The organism is Polaribacter sp. Asnod1-A03 (genome assembly GCF_045063585.1).
Classification (GTDB): domain Bacteria; phylum Bacteroidota; class Bacteroidia; order Flavobacteriales; family Flavobacteriaceae; genus Polaribacter.
Genome location: NZ_JBEFOE010000009.1, coordinates 2705399 through 2727291, shown reverse-complemented (window position 1 = coordinate 2727291; position 21893 = coordinate 2705399). Strand labels below are relative to the sequence as shown.

At 28.8% G+C, this 21893-nt stretch carries 21 protein-coding genes; 5 read left to right on the top strand and 16 right to left on the bottom strand.

The window, feature by feature from the left end:
* Position 1 precedes the first annotated feature (1 nt).
* Positions 2-700, top strand: coding sequence for a lipoyl(octanoyl) transferase LipB (gene lipB / locus ACJJVY_RS12315; protein ID WP_405609023.1), 699 nt, complete (start codon positions 2-4; stop codon positions 698-700).
* Positions 701-744: 44 nt separating this feature from the next.
* Here the strand turns inward: lipB and ACJJVY_RS12310 are convergent, their stop codons facing one another.
* Positions 745-1797 carry a nucleoid-associated protein gene (locus ACJJVY_RS12310; protein ID WP_405611659.1) on the bottom strand — a complete coding sequence of 351 codons (1053 nt, stop codon included), beginning with the start codon at positions 1795-1797 and terminating at the stop codon, positions 745-747.
* Positions 1798-1970: 173 nt separating this feature from the next.
* The gene (locus ACJJVY_RS12305) at positions 1971-2570 is read right to left on the bottom strand and encodes a ribonuclease HII (protein WP_405609020.1); all 600 of its coding nucleotides are present in this window, start codon (positions 2568-2570) and stop codon (positions 1971-1973) included.
* 172 nt (positions 2571-2742) lie between these two features.
* Here ACJJVY_RS12305 and ACJJVY_RS12300 point away from each other — a divergent pair, with 172 nt between their 5' ends.
* Together ACJJVY_RS12300 and ACJJVY_RS12295 are read left to right on the top strand one after the other, a co-directional pair.
* Complete coding sequence (locus ACJJVY_RS12300; RefSeq protein ID WP_405609017.1) at positions 2743-4686, top strand: putative porin; 1944 nt, start codon at positions 2743-2745, stop codon at positions 4684-4686.
* Between the two features lie 48 nt (positions 4687-4734).
* Positions 4735-4989, top strand: coding sequence for a hypothetical protein (locus ACJJVY_RS12295; protein ID WP_405609014.1), 255 nt, complete (start codon positions 4735-4737; stop codon positions 4987-4989).
* On the opposite strand, the gene ACJJVY_RS12290 is transcribed toward ACJJVY_RS12295, so the two are convergent.
* Entirely contained in the window at positions 4943-5392 is a 450-nt protein-coding gene (locus tag ACJJVY_RS12290; RefSeq protein WP_405609011.1) for a GNAT family N-acetyltransferase, read from the bottom strand. The two genes, ACJJVY_RS12295 and ACJJVY_RS12290, sit on opposite strands and share 47 nt — an antisense overlap.
* 3 nt (positions 5393-5395) lie before the next feature.
* Positions 5396-6880, bottom strand: coding sequence for a Na+/H+ antiporter NhaC (gene nhaC, locus ACJJVY_RS12285; protein ID WP_405609008.1), 1485 nt, complete (start codon positions 6878-6880; stop codon positions 5396-5398).
* Between the two features lie 257 nt (positions 6881-7137).
* Between nhaC and ACJJVY_RS12280 the strand changes: the two genes are divergently transcribed.
* Complete coding sequence (locus tag ACJJVY_RS12280; RefSeq protein ID WP_405609005.1) at positions 7138-7767, top strand: CPBP family intramembrane glutamic endopeptidase; 630 nt, start codon at positions 7138-7140, stop codon at positions 7765-7767.
* A 4-nt stretch (positions 7768-7771) separates the two neighbouring features.
* Here the strand turns inward: ACJJVY_RS12280 and ACJJVY_RS12275 are convergent, their stop codons facing one another.
* The 7 genes from ACJJVY_RS12275 to rsgA form a co-directional block, all read right to left on the bottom strand.
* Entirely contained in the window at positions 7772-9730 is a 1959-nt protein-coding gene (locus ACJJVY_RS12275; protein ID WP_405609002.1) for a DUF3857 domain-containing protein, read from the bottom strand.
* A 2-nt stretch (positions 9731-9732) separates the two neighbouring features.
* The gene (locus ACJJVY_RS12270; RefSeq protein ID WP_405608999.1) at positions 9733-11646 is read right to left on the bottom strand and encodes a DUF3857 domain-containing protein; all 1914 of its coding nucleotides are present in this window, start codon (positions 11644-11646) and stop codon (positions 9733-9735) included.
* A 96-nt stretch (positions 11647-11742) separates the two neighbouring features.
* On the bottom strand, positions 11743-12384 hold the full coding sequence (locus tag ACJJVY_RS12265) for a YceI family protein (protein WP_405608996.1): 642 nt from the start codon (positions 12382-12384) through the stop codon (positions 11743-11745).
* Positions 12385-12463: 79 nt separating this feature from the next.
* Complete coding sequence (locus ACJJVY_RS12260; RefSeq protein WP_405608993.1) at positions 12464-13177, bottom strand: ThiF family adenylyltransferase; 714 nt, start codon at positions 13175-13177, stop codon at positions 12464-12466.
* Complete coding sequence (locus tag ACJJVY_RS12255) at positions 13174-13818, bottom strand: TatD family hydrolase (RefSeq protein WP_405608990.1); 645 nt, start codon at positions 13816-13818, stop codon at positions 13174-13176. Before ACJJVY_RS12255 ends, ACJJVY_RS12260 begins: the two co-directional genes overlap by 4 nt.
* Positions 13819-13824: 6 nt before the next feature.
* A complete protein-coding gene (gene dtd / locus ACJJVY_RS12250; protein ID WP_405608987.1) occupies positions 13825-14277 on the bottom strand; it encodes a D-aminoacyl-tRNA deacylase in 453 nt (150 codons plus the stop codon).
* Positions 14278-14283: 6 nt separating this feature from the next.
* On the bottom strand, positions 14284-15249 hold the full coding sequence (rsgA, locus tag ACJJVY_RS12245; protein WP_405608984.1) for a ribosome small subunit-dependent GTPase A: 966 nt from the start codon (positions 15247-15249) through the stop codon (positions 14284-14286).
* 179 nt (positions 15250-15428) lie between these two features.
* Here rsgA and ACJJVY_RS12240 point away from each other — a divergent pair, with 179 nt between their 5' ends.
* Positions 15429-16076, top strand: coding sequence for a hypothetical protein (locus ACJJVY_RS12240; RefSeq protein WP_405608981.1), 648 nt, complete (start codon positions 15429-15431; stop codon positions 16074-16076).
* A gap of 46 nt (positions 16077-16122) precedes the next feature.
* Here the strand turns inward: ACJJVY_RS12240 and ACJJVY_RS12235 are convergent, their stop codons facing one another.
* The 5 genes from ACJJVY_RS12235 to ACJJVY_RS12215 all read right to left on the bottom strand — a co-directional run bounded on the left by ACJJVY_RS12235 (position 16123) and on the right by ACJJVY_RS12215 (position 21892).
* Positions 16123-17205, bottom strand: a complete 1083-nt coding sequence (locus tag ACJJVY_RS12235) for a chorismate mutase (RefSeq protein WP_405608978.1) — start codon at positions 17203-17205, stop codon at positions 16123-16125.
* A gap of 21 nt (positions 17206-17226) precedes the next feature.
* Positions 17227-18078 (bottom strand): prephenate dehydrogenase, encoded by an 852-nt coding sequence (locus ACJJVY_RS12230; RefSeq protein ID WP_405608975.1) that lies wholly within the window; start codon positions 18076-18078, stop codon positions 17227-17229.
* A gap of 3 nt (positions 18079-18081) precedes the next feature.
* A complete protein-coding gene (locus ACJJVY_RS12225) occupies positions 18082-19224 on the bottom strand; it encodes a pyridoxal phosphate-dependent aminotransferase (protein ID WP_405608972.1) in 1143 nt (380 codons plus the stop codon).
* Positions 19225-19269: 45 nt separating this feature from the next.
* The gene (locus ACJJVY_RS12220) at positions 19270-20094 is read right to left on the bottom strand and encodes a prephenate dehydratase (protein ID WP_405608969.1); all 825 of its coding nucleotides are present in this window, start codon (positions 20092-20094) and stop codon (positions 19270-19272) included.
* A gap of 301 nt (positions 20095-20395) precedes the next feature.
* The gene (locus tag ACJJVY_RS12215) at positions 20396-21892 is read right to left on the bottom strand and encodes an aminotransferase class V-fold PLP-dependent enzyme (protein ID WP_405608966.1); all 1497 of its coding nucleotides are present in this window, start codon (positions 21890-21892) and stop codon (positions 20396-20398) included.
* Position 21893 lies beyond the last annotated feature (1 nt).

Genomic DNA, 21893 nt, shown 5'->3' with positions numbered 1-21893 from the left:
TATGAACAGAAAAATACTCCTTTCAGATTTAGAAAATAAAGACTATAAAGAAACTTGGGATTTTCAAACCGATTTACTGCAAAAAATAGTTGATGTTAAAATTAGTAACAGAAGAAACAATTTGCAGCAATCTACTAACAATCATTTTTTATTTGTAGAACACCCGCATGTTTATACTTTAGGTAAAAGTGGTGATTTAAGTAACTTATTATTAAATGAAAAGCAACTTGCAGAAAAAGGTGCTACTTTTTATAAAATAAATCGTGGTGGAGATATTACATACCATGGACCTGGACAAATTGTTGGATATCCTATTTTAGATTTAGAAAATTTTTTTACAGATATTCATAAATATTTACGCTTTTTAGAAGAAGTAATTATTTTAACGATTGCAGAATACGGCATAAAAGCAACAAGAAGCGAAGGAGAAACAGGTGTTTGGTTAGATGTTGGCACTCCTTTTGCCCGTAAAATTTGTGCTATGGGAATCCGATCTTCTCGTTGGGTAACTATGCACGGTTTTGCACTAAATGCAAATGTAAATTTGGGTTATTTTGATAATATTATTCCGTGTGGAATTAAAGGAAAAGCAGTTACTTCTATGGAAGCTGAATTGAACCAAAAAGTAGATTTAGAAGAAGTAAAAACCAAAATTCTAAAACATTTTAAAACATTGTTTGAAGTTGAAGCATTTATTTAAACATAAAAAATCCTGCAAAAACAGGATTTTTTATGTTTAAAAGTTTATTTTTCTTCATTAAAATATACTTTGTAATATTTCATTTTCTTTTCTTCGTCATAACCTCTTTCTAAATATTCTGATGCTGCTTCTGGAGCATCTACATCTAATTTTATATTAATGTTAGTATCTAACTTAATTTCTGTTTTTAACTTGTTTTTTTCTTTCTTTAAAACAACACCAGAAACATCAAAATTATTTCTTACTAAAACATCGTTTAAGTTTTCGAAATGTTTTTTATATTCATCAAATTGTTCTTTATGCTTATCATCTCCAAAAACCTCATCTTTAAAAGTAGCATAATCTACAGATTCGTTTTCTTTAAAATAATCTACCGTATTTGCTAAAAAATTACCTTGTTCGTGCATTCCTGACTCTGGCTTAATTACTTCTTCAGAAAACTCTTTACACATTTCTAAATAATTATGTGTATGCGAATTATAATCATCTGCTAGTTTTACAGATAAGAAATTTTTAATCCAATATTGTGCGTCGTAATTATTGTTATCTACAGAAAAAACTACGGTTCCTTCTTCATCAGAAGTATTTAACACTAAACAACCTTTGTCTAGTCTTTTTGTAGAAATCCCTTTTTGAACCACAACATCAAAACTTTCGTTATCATCTAAATACGTTTGAAAAAAATCTACTTTATTTTCTATTTTAAAAATACCAATTGCTTCTGTTAAAACATCTTTATATTCTATACCTTCTATATAAACAACTATTACATCTCCTGTTTTTATTTGTGCCGAATTAGATTGTTCAAATAAATGATTTACAATACTTTTAGAGTATTCTACAAAACTTTCTTCTTCTTTAAAAATTTCTGATGCAAACTTATTTAATTCGTTTAAACGAACATCTTCGTGCTTTGTAAAACGGTAACTCTGGGTTAAAGAACCAAAAGGTTTTAATAAAAATCCTTTCATTAAATCGTAACTTTCTTGATCGAAACGAATTAAATCTTCAGAAAAAACATTTTGTCCGCTATTAAATTTATTAGCAACTTTATGTAAAATACATTTGGTAATTTCTGCTCTGGTTTTTTTAATCATCATTTTAAATTTTGGAGCGTAAAAATAGTTGAACTTTTTAAATAATTAGAAATTAATCTGTAAAGTTTATAAACAAGTTTAGCGCTGATTGAACGGTCTGTTTGAGCTCTTTTTTGGCTTTTTAGACAAAAAAAGCGAGTAGTGAAAGCAGGAAATAGCTTCTAAAAAAGACTTTACAAGTCTAATTTTATTTGTTCTGGCAATAATTTAAAAGTTTTTCGGTGATAATCTGTTGCTCCAAATTCTCTAATAGCATTTCTATGTTCTTTTGTTGGATAACCTTTATTTTTTTGCCAATTATAGATAGGAAATTCTTGATGAATTTTTGCCATGTACTCATCTCTATACGTTTTTGCCAACACAGAAGCGGCTGCAATACTTAGGTATTTTGCATCTCCTTTTACAATAGTTTCATGCGGAATATCTTTATACTTTTTAAATTTATTACCATCTACAATAATAAATTCTGGCTCAATTTTTAGCATTTCTATAGATCTATGCATGCCAATTATAGAAGCTTGTAGCACATTAATTTTATCTACTTCTTCTTGCCAAACAAATGAAACACCAAAAGCAATGGCATTTTCTTCTATAAACGGACGTAACAAATCTCTTTTTTTTTCTGACAATTGTTTAGAATCATTTAAAAAAGGATGTGTAAAATCTTTTGGTAAAATAACTGCTGCGGCAACAACGGGTCCAGAAAGACAACCTCTACCCGCCTCATCTGTACCTGCTTCTAAAGTAAAACCACTAAAATTTGATGCTAACATTTTACAAAGAAAAGAAATCTTTTTATTTTAAGTACTTTAGAAAATGCTCTATTTTTAACATTCTATTTTTAGAAAAATCTATAGTTAGTTTTAAATTTTAATTAACAAATATACTCATAATTATTAGCAATTACTTTCGTTTTATTATTTTACATTTGCTTCTCTTATAATTATGATGAATAAATTTAAAGCTTTCTTTCTTATTTTTTTTCTGTTTAGTGTTAATTACGCTTTTTCTCAAAGAAATTTAAATAGTATTAATAACACTTCTAATGATTCTATAAGTTCTAAAAGAACTAAAGTTATTCTTTCTGGGAAAACAAAATATACAGATTATAAAATTATTTCTCATAAAGGTGATACTACTTATATTGATACTACTTTATCTATAAAAAAAGACTACAAGTTCAACTATCTAAGAACAGATAATTTTGAGTTATTAGGCTTCCATAACCAAGGACAAACTTTTACTAATTTAGGCTATGATTTTAGCAACGTAAAATTATTTCCGGATATTGGTTTTACAGCAAAACAATTTAGCTATTTAGATATTGATGAAATAAAATATTACGAAGTACCTACACCAACTACAGAAATAACTTATAGAACAGGTTTACAACAAGGGCAAGTTGTTGATGCTATTTTTACTGTAAATTTTTCTAAAAGACTAAACGTTTCTATGTCATACAAAGGCTTGCGTTCTTTAGGTGCTTACAGAAGATCTTTGTCTAGTAATGGCAATTTTAGAGGAACTTTCCATTATGTTACAAAAGAAGGTCAATATCAAATTCGCGGACATATGGCTTCTCAAGATTTTTTTAACGAGGAAAGTGGAGGTTTGCCAGATACAGAAGTTGATAAGTTTGAAAGTGATGACCCTGATTATACTACAAGATCTTACTTAGACGTAAATTTAGATGATGCAGAAAATCAATTTGATGCCAGTAGAGTCTACTTAGACCATAGTTACAAACTTATTTCTAGTAAAGATACAGTTAACAAAAAAGATTTTAGTAATTTAAAAATCGGACATATTCTAACGAATGAATCTAAAAGTTACGAGTTTATTCAAACAACAGAAACTACCGATTTTTTTGGAGATATAAATGATGCTGATGCTAATGATAAAAAAGCAAAAAGCACTCTTTTTAATAATGAATTTAATTTAGAATTTAACTCTAAATATGTTTTAGGGAAATTTAAAGCAAAAACAAATCTTACACAATACACTTATGGTTACGATACTATTTTAAATAGCAACAGTTCTATTGATAAAATAAAACTAAAAGGAAATGCTATTTCTTTTGGAGCGGATTGGAATGCTAAGATTAAAAACTTTAAATTAAATGCAGATGCATCTGTAACACCTGGTAATAGTAGATTGTCTGGTAACTTTTTAAAAGGTGAAGCTGTATACGAAAAAGACAGTGTTTTAACTGTTAAAGGTAGTTTGTTACTGAGTTCTAAATCACCAAATTTTAATACTCTTTTACACCAAAGTGAATATGATGATTATAATTGGCAAAATGATTTTAGTAATGTAAATACAAGAGATTTAGGCTTTGTGCTTTCTTCTAAATGGATTAATGGAACTCTAAACTTTACAAATATTGATAATTATACTTATTTTGGTGAAGACAATAAACCACTACAGTTTGATGGTCAAATTGCATATTTAAAAGTAAAAGCAAATAAAGAGTTTAAATACAAAAAGTTTGCTTTAGACAACACCGTAATGTATCAGAATGTAAGTAGTGGTAGTTCTGTTTTTAGAGTCCCAGAAATAGTGACAAGAAATACTTTTTATTACCAAGATTACTGGTTTAAAGGAAAACCAATGTTGGTAAATATAGGTGCAACACTTAAATATTTTACTAAATATAAAATGAATGCTTACAATCCTTTATTGGCAGAATTTACTTTACAAAACACACAAGAAATCGGTTTTCCTACTGTAGATGTTTTCTTTAACGCACAAGTAAGAAGAACTCGTTTGTATTTTAAAATTGATAACGTAACCTCTAGCATAACCGCTAAAAATTATTTTTCTGCACCAAATTACCCTTACAGAGATTTTACCATTCGTTTTGGATTGGTTTGGAACTGGTTTATATAGCCATAATATGGCAGATAAGGTATTTTTTCTTATTATGTACTTATAAAAATGAAGAAACAACTTAAAGTAAACTGGAAACTTTTTTTATTAGCGAGTTTAACTTTAGGATTAGCTCCTTTTAATCCGCCTCATATTCTAGGAAAAATTGAATGGATTTTAGGAGGAAATGCATTTTCTACAGAAAACGGAATGCAAGCTCAAGATTGGTTTGATGTTTTATTACACGGAAGTCCGTGGTTGCTTTTATTACTTTCTATTATTTTAAATCTTTTTGCATTAAAGACAAAAAACGTCCAGAAATAGCACTACCAATTTTATTTTTTTCTAGAAAACCTTGAGATTTATAAAAAGGAATTGCATTTGGGTCTGCTACTAACTCTATTGTTTTTACTTTAGAATTAACAGCATTTTTTAACGCATGTTCTAACAATTCTTTTCCGTTTCCTTTTCCAATAAAAAGAGGTAAAACAAACAACATTTCTAACTTAACAATATCCCCTTTGGAGTTATTTAAAACATAAAAACCAACAATTACATCATCAACTATAAGTTTATAAACATTGCAAGTTTCTATCGTTTTAGATGTAACTGTTAAATCTTCTCTCCAACCTTCTATCAACTCACTAGAATATCCCCAAAATGCTTTGCTTTTTAAAGCAATATCCGTAAGTTTCTCTGCATCAGAAATAACAGCTTTAACAATCACTTTTTATTTTTTAACTAGTTGCTTAATTTTAATATTAAAAGCGGCAAAAATCAATGTCATAAACGGACTTAACCAGTTAAAGATTGCAAAGAAAAAGTACTCTGAAACAGAAACACCTAATACTCCAGATTGATATGCTCCACAAGTATTCCAAGGAATTAAAACAGAAGTGACAGTACCAGAATCTTCTAAAGTTCTACTTAAATTTTCTGGCGCTAATCCTTTATCTTCATACGCTTTTTTAAACATTTTACCAGGAACTACAATCGCCAAATATTGATCTGAAGCTGTAACATTTAAAGCTAAACAACTTGCTACAGTACTAGCAAATAACCCAAAAACAGAAGAAGCTAAACTTAATAAAGCTTTACTAATTCTTGCCAAAGCACCAATTGCATCCATAATTCCACCAAAAACCATTGCGCAAACTATCAACCAAATAGTCCCTAACATTCCACTCATTCCTCCCGCAGAAAATAAATCATTTAATTCTTCACTAGTAGTTGCTACTGCAGAATCTACAGTAATTGCATTCATTACTCCTTTATAAGCAGAGTTTATAGTTAAAAAATCTGCACCAGCAACATTCATTACTATTTCTGGCTGAGCGATTATAGCCACAATACCTGCAAATAAAGTACCAACCAATAAAGCTACTAAAGGTTCTGTCTTTTTTATGATCATAAAAATTACAGTTATAGGTACAATAAATAACCAAGGTGATATATTAAAAGCAGCATCTATAGCTGCTAATTTATCCGAAACATCTGGCGTACCCGTTGTTTCTATAGAAAAACCAATAATTACAAAAACTAATAAGGTAATTACAATTGTTGGTATTGTAGTTAAAGACATATACTTGATATGCGTAAATAAATCTCCACCTGCCATTGTTGGTGCAAGATTTGTTGTATCTGATAAAGGAGACATTTTATCTCCGAAATATGCCCCAGATAATACTGCTCCTGCCGTCATACCTGCAGAAATACCTAATGTATTTCCAATACCTACTAAAGCAATACCAACCGTTGCAGAAGTGGTCCAAGAACTACCTGTTGCAATAGAAATAATAGCACAAATAATTACGGAAGCAGCTAAAAATATTGTTGGATTTAGTATTTGTAATCCATAATAAATCATAGATGGAATAATACCACTTATTAACCAAGTTCCTGCTAAAGCACCAACCATTAATAAAATTAAAAGAGCACCAGAAGTAGATTTTATATTTTCTGACACTTCTTCCATCATTTGTTTATAAGAAACCTTATTTTTAAAACCAACGATAGCCGCAACTGCTGCACCCATTAACAAAATAAACTGATTACTACCACTTAAAGCATCATCACCATATACAAAAAACACATTATAAAATAACATACCAATCAATGCAAAAACTGGTATTAATGCTTCCCAAAGACTTAATTCTTTATTTTCTATAATATTTTCGTCTTGTGGTTCTGTTGGTGTAATATTCTTGCTCTCCATATAGTTAAAATTTCGTTTTGTAATGTTACGATTTTACTAAGTTTTATGCAAACAACTTGTAGTTATCATTAATGATTTATCAGCTACATTTTTTTGAGATGTTTTTTTTATACATAACATTCTAAAAAAGACCAAAAAGTGAGATAACCTTTCTTTATTTAGAGGCTTATTAAAATAATAAGTATTGTTTTTAAAATACCTAAAATTAAAAACATATATTATTTTTGTTATTAAACAATTAATAACACGACAATTGTATGATGCAAAGTATACGTTATAAACTATTTGAATTAATTATCATTTTTATAGTAATTCCTGTTAGTTTTATTCTTGACTATTCACCTTTATTAAAATTAATAATTGGCTTTTTAGGTTTTGCTTATATTTTATATCTTCTAATTAAGGTTGAAAAAAATACTTTTAAAATTACAAAGAATATTGAGTGGAAAAACTTTTGGAAAGTAACATTAATAAAATTCTTTTCAATAATTATAATAACCATTATTTTTGTTTGGTCTACAGATAAAGCAAACCTTTTTAACGTTGTTTTAAACAAACCTAAATTATGGCTTCTTATTCTCCTTTTTTATTCTATCTTTTCTGTTTATCCACAAGAATTACTTTATAGGACTTTCTTTTTTAAACGTTATGAAGCTCTTTTTAAAAATGAAAAACTATTTATTTTTATAAATGCTCTTTTATTTTCTGTAGCTCATTTATTATTTAAAAATACTTTGGTTTTGTTACTTACTTTTATTGGCGGGATTCTTTTTGCATATACTTACAAAAAAACAAGATCTACCTTACTTGTTTCTATAGAACACAGTATTTACGGTTGCTGGCTTTTTACAGTTGGTATGGGAAGCATGTTAGGCTTCCCATCTTAGATTTTTATTTTTTAGAAAAAACTATTTTTTCTGATTGCTTATTAACTAATTTATTATAAAACTCTTTTAACCCAGCATAATATTTAGGTGCTATAATTGCATTATTAAATTGCAAACTTGAAATCACTTGAATTTTAGCACCCATTTGAGTTACTTTATATTTGAAAAAGCCTAAATTATCTGGAAGACCAATAGCTATAGGTTCTGGTAATTTTTCTACTTGATAACCTTCTGGTACCGCTAAAGACATATTATTATTATCTTTCCAAGGAGTTGCAAAATCTACCGGAAACTTTCTATCCTCTAACTTAAAAGGATTTGTATTAGAAGCTAAAAACAATAAAGGTTCAATATACAATTTATCATTTATTTCTTCAATTAAATCTTCGCTACTAAATTTTAAAGTTCTTAAAATTGGTTTGGAAATATCTAAACTATTACTAACTCTAAAATCTTCTATTTCTAGATTATAATTTTCCTCTAATTTGGTAATTATATTTTCTTCTTTAATATGGTTATTATTTTCTCTATAACTTAAAGCACTATAATCCTTAAATTTAGTCCTCAATAAACCTTCAATAATTAGATCTTCAGAAATTTTAACCATCAAATTATTATCTTCTTCTGCATACTTGGTAGAAGAAAGGCTTACCCAAGAAGAATTACCTTCTTTTGTCACTTTTCTTCCATTCCAATTTAAAGCTCTTTCTGGTAAGGTATTTGGTAAACTAAAAGGTTCTGTTGCATCTAATAACACATAACTTCCATCACCAAATTCAACCATAGAAATTACATAATTAAACCCTTCTAAAGTAGGAAAAATAGGCGTACCATTAGATCTTGTGCTTACTAAAACAGGATTCGCTTCTAAGCCTACATAACGCAACATAGAGGTTAACATTAGGTTTATTTCTGCAGCATTACCAACTCTTTCTTTAAATGCTTTTCTAACTCCTTTATCTGTATATATATTATTATAGCCATTCCATTTTACTTTATCTTTTACAAAAGATAAAATGGCCATAATTTTATGCGATTCTGAACTAGCATTTACAAGTACACTCTCTAACTCATCTTTATAATAGCTTGTTTTATTTAATTCTGCACCAAAACTAGGGGCTTTAAAAATTTGCTTACTAACATCTTCCCAAGTGTTTGAGTACGTTGTTAAATCTCCTCCAATACTCAAAAAATCTCTTTGAGTAAGTTCAAACTTCATGCTTCCTCGATAATTATCTATACTACTTATATAGGGCTCATTATCTTTTAATGCTGGTACATTATTACCATTAAATTTAAAAACGTCTATTCTGTAATTTGTTTCACCAACACTACCAATTTTAGATTCTTGTTTCATAGGTAATGTATAATATCCTGTACTTCTTTTGTTAAAAACATAAAATTCTGGTATCTCTATTTGATAATCTAAGTTCTTAACAGGTACACCAAACTGAAACTGTAAATCATTTATAGAACTTGTGTAAGGAGAAGTTAGTTTGTATTTTATTTCTAATACACATCCCTCTTTTACGTTAGGCATTGTAATTTTTTTAATGCTATAATATTTATTTTTATTTTCTTTAAAAATACTTTGTTTAGAAAGCTTCTCTTTTTCTAATTTATTATTAATGATAGAATAAGTATAACCTTTTATAGAATTTACAGATTGTTCTTCTCCATTTTCTGGATCATAATAAGCTATCGATTTTGTAGCCATATTAAATCCTTCTTTGGTGTAAATCTTAATTCTTTCATGAATTTCTGTTGTCATTTGAAAGCCACTATTTGTTAGATACTCATAATAAGTTCTTCTTTTTCTAAACAAATAGGCCGCATCTGCAGTAGAATCTAGAGGATAAACTTTTTCTTCTACTTCTTCTTTAGAAACTTTACCAAATTTATAATCTTGAGAGAATAAAGGTAACTGACTTAACAGTAATAATACAATTGTAATTTTTTTCATGCTTACTTATTTTTTATAATTGCAATTCTTAAATTTTCTGATTTAGCGATACTTCTTCTAAAACTTCTATATAATTTATAATCTTCTTTTGGATAAACTCCTTCTTTAATTAGTAATGTTTTTTTATATTTTAAAGTAGTATCATCTATTTTGGTAAAAGCAATCTTATAGCTTCCAAATTTTGTGTCGAGTATTTTTTCTATTGGCAAAGCGCTTAAAGTATAGTCTTCTGGTATTTTTATTTCATATTCGTCTACATCTTTATATCCTCTAGAAATTTTTAAAGGTAATTTTCTGCTTCTGTACCTTTTAGGCACAAAACTATTTTTATTAAAAACATTTACTCTAAATAAGTATTCTTGTTCATTTACAGACGCGTAATTTTTAATTGAAGCTTTTATATCTTCTGTAAAAGTTACTTTTTCTTTATCATTTATTAAATCTACAGATTCAACTTCTAAGTTATTATTATAACTCCAAACATTAGACTTATAATTTTTATCTAATTCTTCTCTACTAAAAACATCATAATAAGATTTATCGTCATATTGAATTCCTTTAGAAACAATTTTTAAATCAGCAATTAAACTTCCATCTGGTTTTAATTGAATTGTTCCTTTTGACTCTTGTAAATTGGTTTCGTCTTTATATGCTGGTGTTCTTTTAATAATTCCTCCTTCTGGTGTAATAACTAATGCATTTCTATCATCTGTAAAATCACCTAAGAAACCAAAAGGTATTGTCTGGCTGGTACACTCTAACCAAATATCATTTCCTTCATTAGGTATATTTAGTATTACATGATTACCTTGCATACCAAAGAAATCTTTTTCTACACTCCTTTGATCGTCTCCAGCCCAAATTACAGAATAATGAGATTTTACCCCAACAGCATCTAACAATGTTTTTGTGTAATTTGTTAAACCTTTACAATCTCCATAACCTACTTTATCTACTTCTCTTGCTGGTACTGGCATCCAACCACCAACACCTTCTTGTACACTTATATACCTTGTCTTATTTTGCATATATTTATATACAATTTTTGCTTTCTCAACAGGGTCTGTAACTCCTTCTACAAGGTTTATTACATCTTGTTTCACCTCATCAGATAAATAATCATTTCCATTTTTTAAGTAATCATATCTCCACTTACCAAACTCTCTCCAATTATTTGCTTTACCTTTTATCTTTTTTAATGCAAATTCATTTACACCAACTAATAACCAAGGCATAATATCAGAAAATAAAGGTGCATTATTTTCATACTCAACTGCCTTTTGATTATTCATTTTATAACTTACTTCAAATTCATTTGAAGTGTTTTCTATAGAAAAAGAGTTAAAGTTATTCTCCTTTTTTCTAATTGTAAAATTTTGCGGATTATTCACTTTGTAACTACTATTTTCTACAGATAAAAAATAGCCGTTAACTGGATACCAACTTGGTATAAAACCTGTTGATGATGTTTTATATTCCGACTCAAAAACAACCGTATAAGGATAGGAGATTGGAGTAAAATCAATATACTTTACTCTAGAGTCTGAGTATAAAGTACCACCATCTACTGCACTAACATCTAAAAAATCATTTTTAGAGTATTTATCTATTTTAGAGCCAAGAGCATCGTAGATGATTGCAGTAAGTTTTGTTATTTTAGTATCATTATCATAGCCTTCTTGCATAGAAGCATATCCATTGCCCAATTTATTTAAAACGGTAACAACCTTTCTTTTGGTTACAACCATTTCGTCGACATTTTCAATAGTAACTTCTATAGAATTATCTCTAACTACAGCATTAGCATTTTCCTTCAATTCAGAGGGTATCAATAAAGATGAAAAGTTTATTTGTTGAGAAAAGCTTAAAAAAGGTAGAAATAGAAAAAATAATTTGGGGGTAATATTTTTTATCATGTTTATTTTTTAATAGGCTCGCTAATTTAAAAAAAAAGAAACCCAAAACAATTATTGTTTTGGGTTTCTTAAAAAAAAAATGATTTTAATTATAATTTATGCTTTTGTTTTCACTACAAAAGACATCTCCATAATATCATCTATAAACTTGTCTTGTAAATCGCCAAAGAAAGTTTTAGAACCATATTTTACGTTAAAATCTGCTCTATTAACATTAAACGTTTCACTTTTAAGCGTAATTACACCACCTTCTTCTAAAACTGTAGCAGGAATGGTTACACTTTTTGTAACATCTTTAATTGTTAAATTACCTGTTACAGCTAATTTATCTTCTACTTCTTCTACAGAAGTAATCACAAATTTAGAAGTTGGATAAGTTGTTACATCAAAAAAGTCTTCATTACTTAAATGAGCTACTAATTTTCCATTACCTTTATTATCTGCAGGAATATCTAAATCCGTAATTGTTGTCATGTCAATAACAAATTCTCCAGATTTTAAAACTCCTTCTTCCACAACAATAGTTCCACTTTCTAGAGCTACTGTTCCGTTATGTGCACCACCAGGTTTTGTTCCTTTCCAGTTTAAAACAGATACTTCTGTATCTACATTATCTAAATCTACTGTTTTTTCTTCAACTTTTACAGCTTCTTTTACTTCAATCTTTTCTTTTTTCTCACTTTTACATGCAGTTAAAACTGACGCTACTAACACTAATGATAAAACTACTTTTTTCATTTTTATTTGATTTAGTTATTTTTTTGATTTATTTTCCATGGCAAATATACAATAATTTATTTTCCTTGGAAACTATTATTTACTTTTTTATAAGGTAATTAATAACATAAGCTGCTGCCTGTAAACCAAACGCTGCTGGCATATAGCTTATTGTACCGTAATAAGATTTCTTAAATTTTGTACCATCTGTAATTTTAACGCTTTCCGCAATCTGAACTTCATCAGAAAAAACAGCTTTTACACCTTTATCTACTTTACGTTCTTTTAATCGTTTACGTAAAACTCTTGCCATTGTACAGTTCCTAGTTTTAGCAATATCTTTTACTTTTATCTTTGTTGAATCTAATTTACCACCTGCTCCCATTGATGATATTATTTTTACTTTTTTTCTTCTTGCAGCAACTATTAGATTCACTTTTGGTGTAATGCTATCAATACAATCTAATACATAATCGAACTCTTTAGAAACAATTTCGTAAGCTCTTTCTGGTGATAAAAATTCTTGTAATAAAGTTAATTCAATATCAGGATTTATATCTTTTAATCTTTCTGCCAAAACGGTTACTTTGGGTTGACCAATTGTAGAATTTAAAGCTGGTAATTGTCTGTTTTTGTTGGTTTCATCAAAAACATCACCATCTACAATCGTCATTTTATTTACACCAGCTCTTGCAATAAATTCTGCTGCGTAAGAACCAACTCCTCCTAAACCAACCACTAAAATATTAGCTTTTTGTAATTTCTCTAGTCCTTCTTTTTGTACTAATAATTCAGTTCTTTCTAACCAACTCATTTTTTAAAAATAGTATTAAAGTTTTGTTTTATTTCTTTTTGAAGCTCGTCAATTTTCATCTTTTTTATTATTGATGCTTTTTGATATACTTCTTTTATTTCTACTTCATTATCATCGGTTTCTAATACTATTGATGATAAAGGAAGTGCTAAAAAAGTTTCTTGTAATTTTTTATTTTTGATAAAAGCCGAACCAAACGAAAGCACAATTCCGATTTTTATGCAGCTTTCTGCCAATTGTTTGCTTTTATTAAATCCGTGTAAAATCCAAATTTGTTTGGGTTTTACTATTTTTTTAAGCTCAATAATTTCTTGATGTGCTTTTACACAATGTATTATTAATGGTTTTTGATATTTTTCTGAAAATTGAATTTGTTTGATAAACACTTCTTTTTGAAACTCAAAATCGATTGTTGCTAATTTATCCAATCCGCATTCACCTAAAGCGTAACAATTTTTGTCTTGTAATTTAGTTTCTAGAATTAAAAAATCTTCTGTAATTTTTTCTTTTTTGATAAACCAAGGATGAATTCCTATTGAGAATGGTCTAGAAAAATCAGTAGAATTTGGATACTTATTTACAATTGAAACAACATTTTTATCGCTCGATAAACGATGTGTATGTACATCAAAAAAAATCATAAAAATTTACTCTTTATTCTTAGAATCGATGATAATTGTAACAGGACCATCATTTAAAAGTTCTACTTTCATGTCTGCACCAAATTCTCCAGTTTGTACTTTTTTATCGAATTGATTTTCTAAAGTTTTTACAAAATTTTTATACAAAGGAATAGCAATATCTGGTTTTGCTGCTTTTATATAACTAGGTCTGTTTCCTTTTTTTGTGGATGCTTGTAATGTAAACTGACTGACAACAATTACTTCTCCATCAACATCTAAAAGAGAATTGTTCATTACTTCATTTTCATCATTAAAAATACGAAGATTTAAAATTTTACGAATTAACCAATCAATATCTTCTTGTGTATCTTCATTTACAATCCCTAATAAAACTAAAAGTCCGGTTTTAATGTCTGCAACCTTAATTTTATTAATAGTTACACTTGCTTTAGAAACTCTTTGAATTACAATCTTCATCCTTTTTTAATCTTCTTCTTCTTCGTTCCAAATATCGGTTCTATAGTGTTCCGATTCTTCTTCTCCTTCTAAGATTTGTAAATAACTTTTATAACGAGACCAAGAAATTTCTTCTGTTTCTAATGCTTCTTTTACAGCACATTGAGGTTCTTTTAAGTGTAAACAATTATTGAATTTACAATGTTGTTTCATTTCAAAAAACTCAGGAAAATAATCACCTAATTCATATTTATCAATATCTACAATTCCGAAACCTTTAATTCCTGGTGTATCAATAATTCTTGCATCAAAATTTAAATCAAACATTTCTGCAAAAGTTGTAGTATGTTGTCCTTGTTTATGTTGATCCGAAATTTCTTTAGTTTTTAAATCTAAAGTAGGTTCTATAGTATTTACCAAAGTAGTTTTACCAACACCAGAATGACCAACAAACATAGAAGTTTTGCCAATCATCATTTCTTTTATTTTATCTACATTTTTATTCTCGGTTGCAGAAACCTCTACACATCTATAGCCAATGGCTTCGTAAATATCTTTTAGGTATAAAATTTCTGCACGTTCTTCTATTTCATAGGAATCTACTTTATTAAAAACTAAAATTGTATCGATTCTATAGGCCCTTGTAGACACTAAAAACCGATCGATAAAAGCAGTAAAAGTTGGTGGATTATTTATGGTGATTAATAAAAAAACCTGATCTACATTTGCAGCAATAATATGTGTTTGTTTAGATAGATTTACCGATTTTCTGACAATAAAATTATCTCTATCTAAAATCTTTTTAATAACACCCGTTTCTTCATCTCCTTTTTTTTCTAAATCGAACACAACTTTATCTCCTACTGCAATAGGATTGGTGCTTTTAATACCTTTTAATCTAAATTTTCCTTTTATTCTACATTGATAAAATTCTCCTTCATCAGATTTTACCTGATACCAACTTCCTGTAGATTTGTATACGATTCCTGTCATTACTACAAAGATGAGAATTTTAAATAAATATATGAATGTCAGTACGACATGATTTTACAATATTTAATTAAAATATTTAATCAACCTATTTCGTAAATTAAGAAAACAACTTCTTATGATAAAAAATCATATAATTTCTAAAATAAATCTATATTCGTCCTTGAACTTAAAAAACTATTATGAAAAAAATTCTATTTTTATTAATACTTATCGTGTCCCCTATCGTTCTTGCTCAAACAAGCCTTTATGAAAACCCAGAATTTGATGAAATTGCTAAATCACACAAATCTATTGCTATTTTACCTTTTAAAACTACTGTAAAACTAAGGCCTAAGCAGATGGAAGAAATGACTCCAGAAACACTTTTAAAATTAGAAATTGCAGAAGGAAAAAGTATACAACTCGCCATGTTTTCTTGGTTTCTAAAACGTAAAAAAAGAGGAGATTTAAAAACTATTGAAGTACAAGATCCTAATAAAACAACTGCAATTCTTGGAAAAAAAGAAATAACACAAGAAAACATTACTAATTTTACATCAGAAGAGTTGGCTGATATGTTAAGTGTAGATGCTATTATTACAGGAAACTACGAAACAAGCAAACCAATGTCAGAGGGAGCATCTGTTGCCTTAGGCTTATTAATTGGGTTTTGGGGGTCAACAAATAGTGCCACAGTAAATATGAATGTACATAATGCAGCAGATGGGGTATTACTTTGGAATTATAACAAAAAAGTACGTGGATCAATAGGTAGTAGTCCTAGTGACTTGATAAATAAATTAATGAGAAAAGCCTCTAGAAGACTATCATACACTAAGAAAAAATAAAAAAAGCGGCTTAAAGCCGCTTTTTTATATAAATTAATACCAAAAATTATCCGTTAATAATCTTTTCTTGATGATTGATAGATTCTTGGTGAATTGCTTTAAACATTTTTAAAACAAATTCTTCACTTAAACCTTTACTTTCTCCTTCTAAAACCATGTTTCCTAAAATCTCGTTCCAACGACGTGATTGTAAAACGGCTACATTTTGTTCTTTTTTAAGTTCACCAATACTGTCAGCAACTTTCATACGTTTTCCTAACAAATCAATTAATTGATCATCTACAACGTTAATTTGTGCTCTTAAACTTTCTAAAGGTTCTCTGTAACTTACAGCAGTTTCTGTTTGTTTTTTAACCTTTAAATCTTCCATAATTTGTTTTAAAGCATCTGGCGTAACTTGTTGTGCGGCATCTGACCAAGCATTGTCTGGATCGTAATGAGTTTCTATCATTAAACCATCAAAATTTAAGTCTAATGCAGTTTGACAAACATCAAAAACCATGTCTCTTTTTCCTGTGATATGAGAAGGATCGTTGATTAATGGTAAATCTGGAAATTTATTTTGAAACTCAATAGCTAATTGCCATTCTGGAGTATTTCTATATTTTGATTTTTCATATGTTGAAAATCCTCTATGAATTGCTCCTAAGTTTTTAATTCCTGCAGTATATAATCTTTCGATACCACCTAACCATAAAGCTAAATCTGGATTTACTGGATTCTTAACTAATACAATTTTATCTGTACCTTCTAATGCATCTGCAATTTCTTGCATAATAAATGGAGATACTGTAGAACGAGCACCAATCCATAATAAATCTACATCATATTCTAAAGCTAACTTTACGTGTGCTGCATTTGCAACTTCTGTACAGGTTTTCATACCTGTTTCTGCTTTTACTTTTTGTAACCATTTTAAACCTAAAGCACCAACTCCTTCAAAATTTCCTGGTCTTGTTCTAGGCTTCCAAATTCCTGCTCTAAAATAGTTTACATCAGAATCTTTTAATTCGTGTGCAATTTTTAAAACCTGTTCTTCGGTTTCTGCACTACAAGGCCCTGCTATTACTAGTGGATGATCTAATTTCATATCATCCAACCATGTTCTTAATTCTTTAGTATTCTCCATCTTTCTACTTGTTTTGGCTTATTATTTTATGCCGTTTAAAATTTGTTTTATATAATTTGTATTCTCCATTTCGTTAAAAATTTCAGAGAAATTATCTTGTTCCATCAACTCTTTAAAGCGTTGTAAATTATTGATGTATTCTTCTAACGTTTCTATTACGTTTGTTTTATTTTGTTCAAAAATTGGTGTCCACATTGCTGGCGAACTTTTTGCCAAACGCACTGTTGATGCAAAACCTGAACCTGCCATATCAAAAATATCACGTTCGTTTCTTTCTTTATCAATAACCGTTTTACCTAACATAAACGCACTAATGTGAGATAAGTGCGAAACATACGCAATATGCTTGTCATGAGAAACCGGATCCATATATCTAATACGCATTCCAATGTCGCTAAAAAGCTTTAAAGCTTTCTCTTGAAGCTTAAAAGTTGTCTTTTCTACTTCGCAAATAATATTCGTTTTTCCAACGTATAAGCCAAATATAGCCGATTTTGGTCCAGAATTTTCTGTTCCTGCAATTGGATGCGCTGCTAAAAAATTACGTCTTTTTGGATGATGTTCAACCACCTTACAAATTGCTTCTTTTGTTGAACCAGTATCTACAACCAAACCGTTATCTGATATCTTATCCAAAATAATTGGCAATAATTTTACGGTTGCATCAACAGGAATCGATATAATTACCAAATCTGCATTTTCTAAATCATCTAAAGTTGCTTTCTCTTCAATTACTCCTAATTTTAGAGCTTCATCTAAATGACTTTCGTTAGCATCAATTCCGTGAATTATAACTTCTGGATTGTTCTTTTTAATGTCGATAGCAAAACTACCTCCTATTAAACCAATACCAATCATATATATATTTTTCATAACTTATAGTCTTGATATTGCTTCTTTAATTACATCTGTTGTTACACATAATGAAAATCGGATATATCCTTCTCCTTGAGAACCAAAAATAGTTCCTGGAGTAATAAAAATATCGTTATCATATAAAACAGCATCTGTTACTTCTTCAGATTTTTTTCCTTCAGGAATTTTTGCCCAAACAAATAATCCTGTAGAATTTTTATTATACGTAGCACCTAATTTATCTGCTAATTGCCAAATTAAATTTCTACGTTCTTCGTAAATTTTATTCTGATCAGAAAACCAATCATCAGGTAATTGTAAGGCTTCAATGGCTCCTTTTTGAATTCCGTAAAACATACCAGAATCCATATTCGATTTTACTTTTAAAACTTCGTTGATGTACGTTGCATTACCTAATAACATACCAACGCGCCAACCTGCCATATTAAAAGTTTTACTTAAAGAATTCAACTCTAAAGCAATGTTTTTTGCGCCTTCTACTTGTAAAATACTAATCGGATTATCATTTAAAATAAAACTATAAGGATTGTCATTAATGATTAATATATTATGCTTTTTACCAAAAGCAACTAACTTTTCGAACGTTTCTAAAGTCGCATTTGTACCTGTTGGCATGTGCGGATAATTTACCCACATAATTTTTACATCACTTAAATCTTGACTTTCTAATGCATCAAAATTTGGTTGCCAATTGGTCTCATCACTCAAATTATAAAAAAGAGGTTCTGCACCTACTAATTTGGTAACTGAAGTATATGTTGGATACCCTGGATTTGGAATTAAAACTTTATCGCCTTCATTTAAAAAAGCCATAGAAATATGCATAATTCCTTCTTTACTACCCATTAAAGGTAAAATCTCATTTTCTGGATTAGCATCTACAGAAAACTTATTTTTATAAAAAGCAGCAATTGCATTTCTTAATTCTGGCAATCCTTGATAAGATTGATATTTATGCGCACTTGCGTCTCCTAAACTATTTTGAATTGCTTCTAAAACTTGTACTGGTGGTTGCAAATCTGGAGAGCCAATTCCCATATTGATAATTGGTTTTCCTGCAGCCGTTAAACCTCTTACTTCTCTTAATTTTTTAGAAAAATAGTATTCTTGTACGGTGTCTAATCTTTTGGCTGGTTGTATCATATCTTTATTTAATAAAATCCCGAAATACTTATCAGGATAACTGTATTATTTTCTACCGTTTTTGTAAGTTCCTAAAATTTTAAATTCTTCTGCCATTATTTCTATAATCGCTTTTGCTTTTTCGTAATCTTTATATTCATCAAAAGTAACATCTACAAAAAAAGAATATTTCCAAGGAGTTTCTATTACTGGTAAAGATTGAATTTTAGTTAAATTCATTTTACAATCACTCAACACATTTAAAATGGCAGCTAAACTCCCTCTTTTATGATTTAATTCAAATTTTAAAGATGCTTTATTTACTTCTTCATTTACTTTTGGCACTGCTGTTTGTACAATTACAAATCTTGTAGAATTGTCTTTTATGGTTTGTAACTCATCTTCTACAACCTCTAAATCAAATATTTCTGCAGCAATTTTTGGAGCAATTGCTGCAATGCCAATTAAATTTTCTTTTGATATTCTTTTGGCAACTTCTGCAGTATCTACATCTTCTACCAATTTAATATGAGGATGTTTTTTAAAGAATTCTTTACATTGTAATAATGCCATTGGATGTGACCAAACCTCTTTAATATCTTCTATTTTTTGCCCCTTTAAAGCCATTAAATGATGATGAATATTTAAATACTCCTCGTCTATAATGTGTAAATTATGCTTATCAATTAACGCATAATTAGGAATAATAGAACCCGCAATTGTGTTCTCTAAAGCCATAACCCCTAAATCTGAAGATTTATCTAACAAACTATCTACCAACTCATCAAAAGACATGCACTCTTTTAACTCAATTGCGTTTCCATAAAAGTCGCGTGCAACTTTATGATGGTTTGAACCTTCGGCTCCTTGAATGGCTATAATTCTTTTCATTTTATATCAAAAAAAAAGCCTCGAATTAAATTCGAGACTTTATATATTTTATATGCTTGTTAACAACATGATACAAAGTCTCTCCTCTTACTAAAAAAGTAAAAGTAAAAATAGAAACGAGTAAAATTGTTATTTAACATTTGTATTCTCTTTGTTTGAGTGACAAATCTAAAGATTAAATTGATATAAAAAAACTATATCTCTTTTTTTTAAAAAATTTGACATATCATTAAAAATAATATAATTTAATGGATCTATATTACAGATTCTTTTTATAATACGAAGGATTCAGTATAAAATTCTAAATATTAAACCACTCTTTTACCAATTCTTTTTCTATTGGATCTACCGTTTTGTGTGTATAATCGTTTTTAATTGCCTCGTATTGATAGTCTTTAGACCATTCTTCTATATTTACAGACAATTCTTTTAAAGAATTACAAATAAAATTTAATTCTTCTGTAGTTATTGTTGGATGCACAGACAAACGCACCCAACCTGGTTTTTGAGTGTTGCAACCGTGTAAAATTTCGTCTTTTATTTTGTTTGATGTTTCCTGATCTACATTTAATAAAAAATGACCGTAAGTTCCGGCGCAAGAACAACCTCCTCTTGTTTGAATTCCAAAACGATCATTCAACAATTTAACAACTAAATTAAAGTGGTATTTTTCAAAATAGAAAGAAAAAATACTCAACCTTTCTTTATGACTTGGCGCTAAAATTTTAACATCAGGCAAAGATTCTAAGGTTTCAAAAACAACTTTATTTATTTCTTCTTCTCTATTTTTAATATTTTTTACACCCATTTTCTCTTTTAACTGTATTGAAAGAGCAATTTTAATTGTTTGTAAAAAACCTGGTGTTCCACCATCTTCTCTTGTTTCTACATCATCAAAATAATCATGTTGTCCCCAAGGATTTGTATAACTTACTGTACCTCCTCCTGGATTATCTGGAATGGTATTTTTATATAATTTCTTATTAAAAATTAAAACACCAGAAGTTCCTGGTCCTCCTAAAAATTTATGGGGAGAAAAGAAAATAGCATCTAAATACTCTTCTTCGTTTTCTGGATGCATATTAATACTTACGTAAGGCGCACAACATGCAAAATCTACAAAACACAGTCCGTTGTAATTATGTATTAATTTTGCAATTTCATGATAAGGAGTTTCGATACCTGTTACATTAGAGCAAGAAGTTATAGAAACAATTTTAATTTTTCTATCTTTATGTTTTAAAATACTTTTTTCAAATTCTTTTAAGCACAATAAACCTTCATCATTACAAGGTACAACCTCTACATCTGCAATTGTTTCTAACCAAGAAGTTTGATTAGAGTGATGTTCCATATGGCTTACAAAAACAATAGGCTTTAACTCTTCTGGAATTGTAGTATAATTTTTAAAATTTTCTGAGATCTTTAATCCTAAAATTCTTTGAAACTTATTCACAGCTCCCGTCATACCAGTACCTGCTGTAATTAAAACATCATCTTTTGTTGCATTAACATGGCGCTTAATAATATTTCTAGCTTCATGATAAGCCAACGTCATTGCTGCACCAGAAGTAGATGTTTCTGTATGGGTATTTGCCACAAAAGGTCCAAATTGTTTTAATAATTTTTCTTCAATTGTCGCATACAATCTTCCGCTTGCTGTCCAATCTGTATAGATTAATTTTTGTTCTCCATAAGGAGATTGAAATGTTTGATTGATACCAACAATATTTTCTCTAAATTGATTAAAATACTGCTCTAAATCTAATTTTACTATAGTTTCTTTTGATGAATTCATA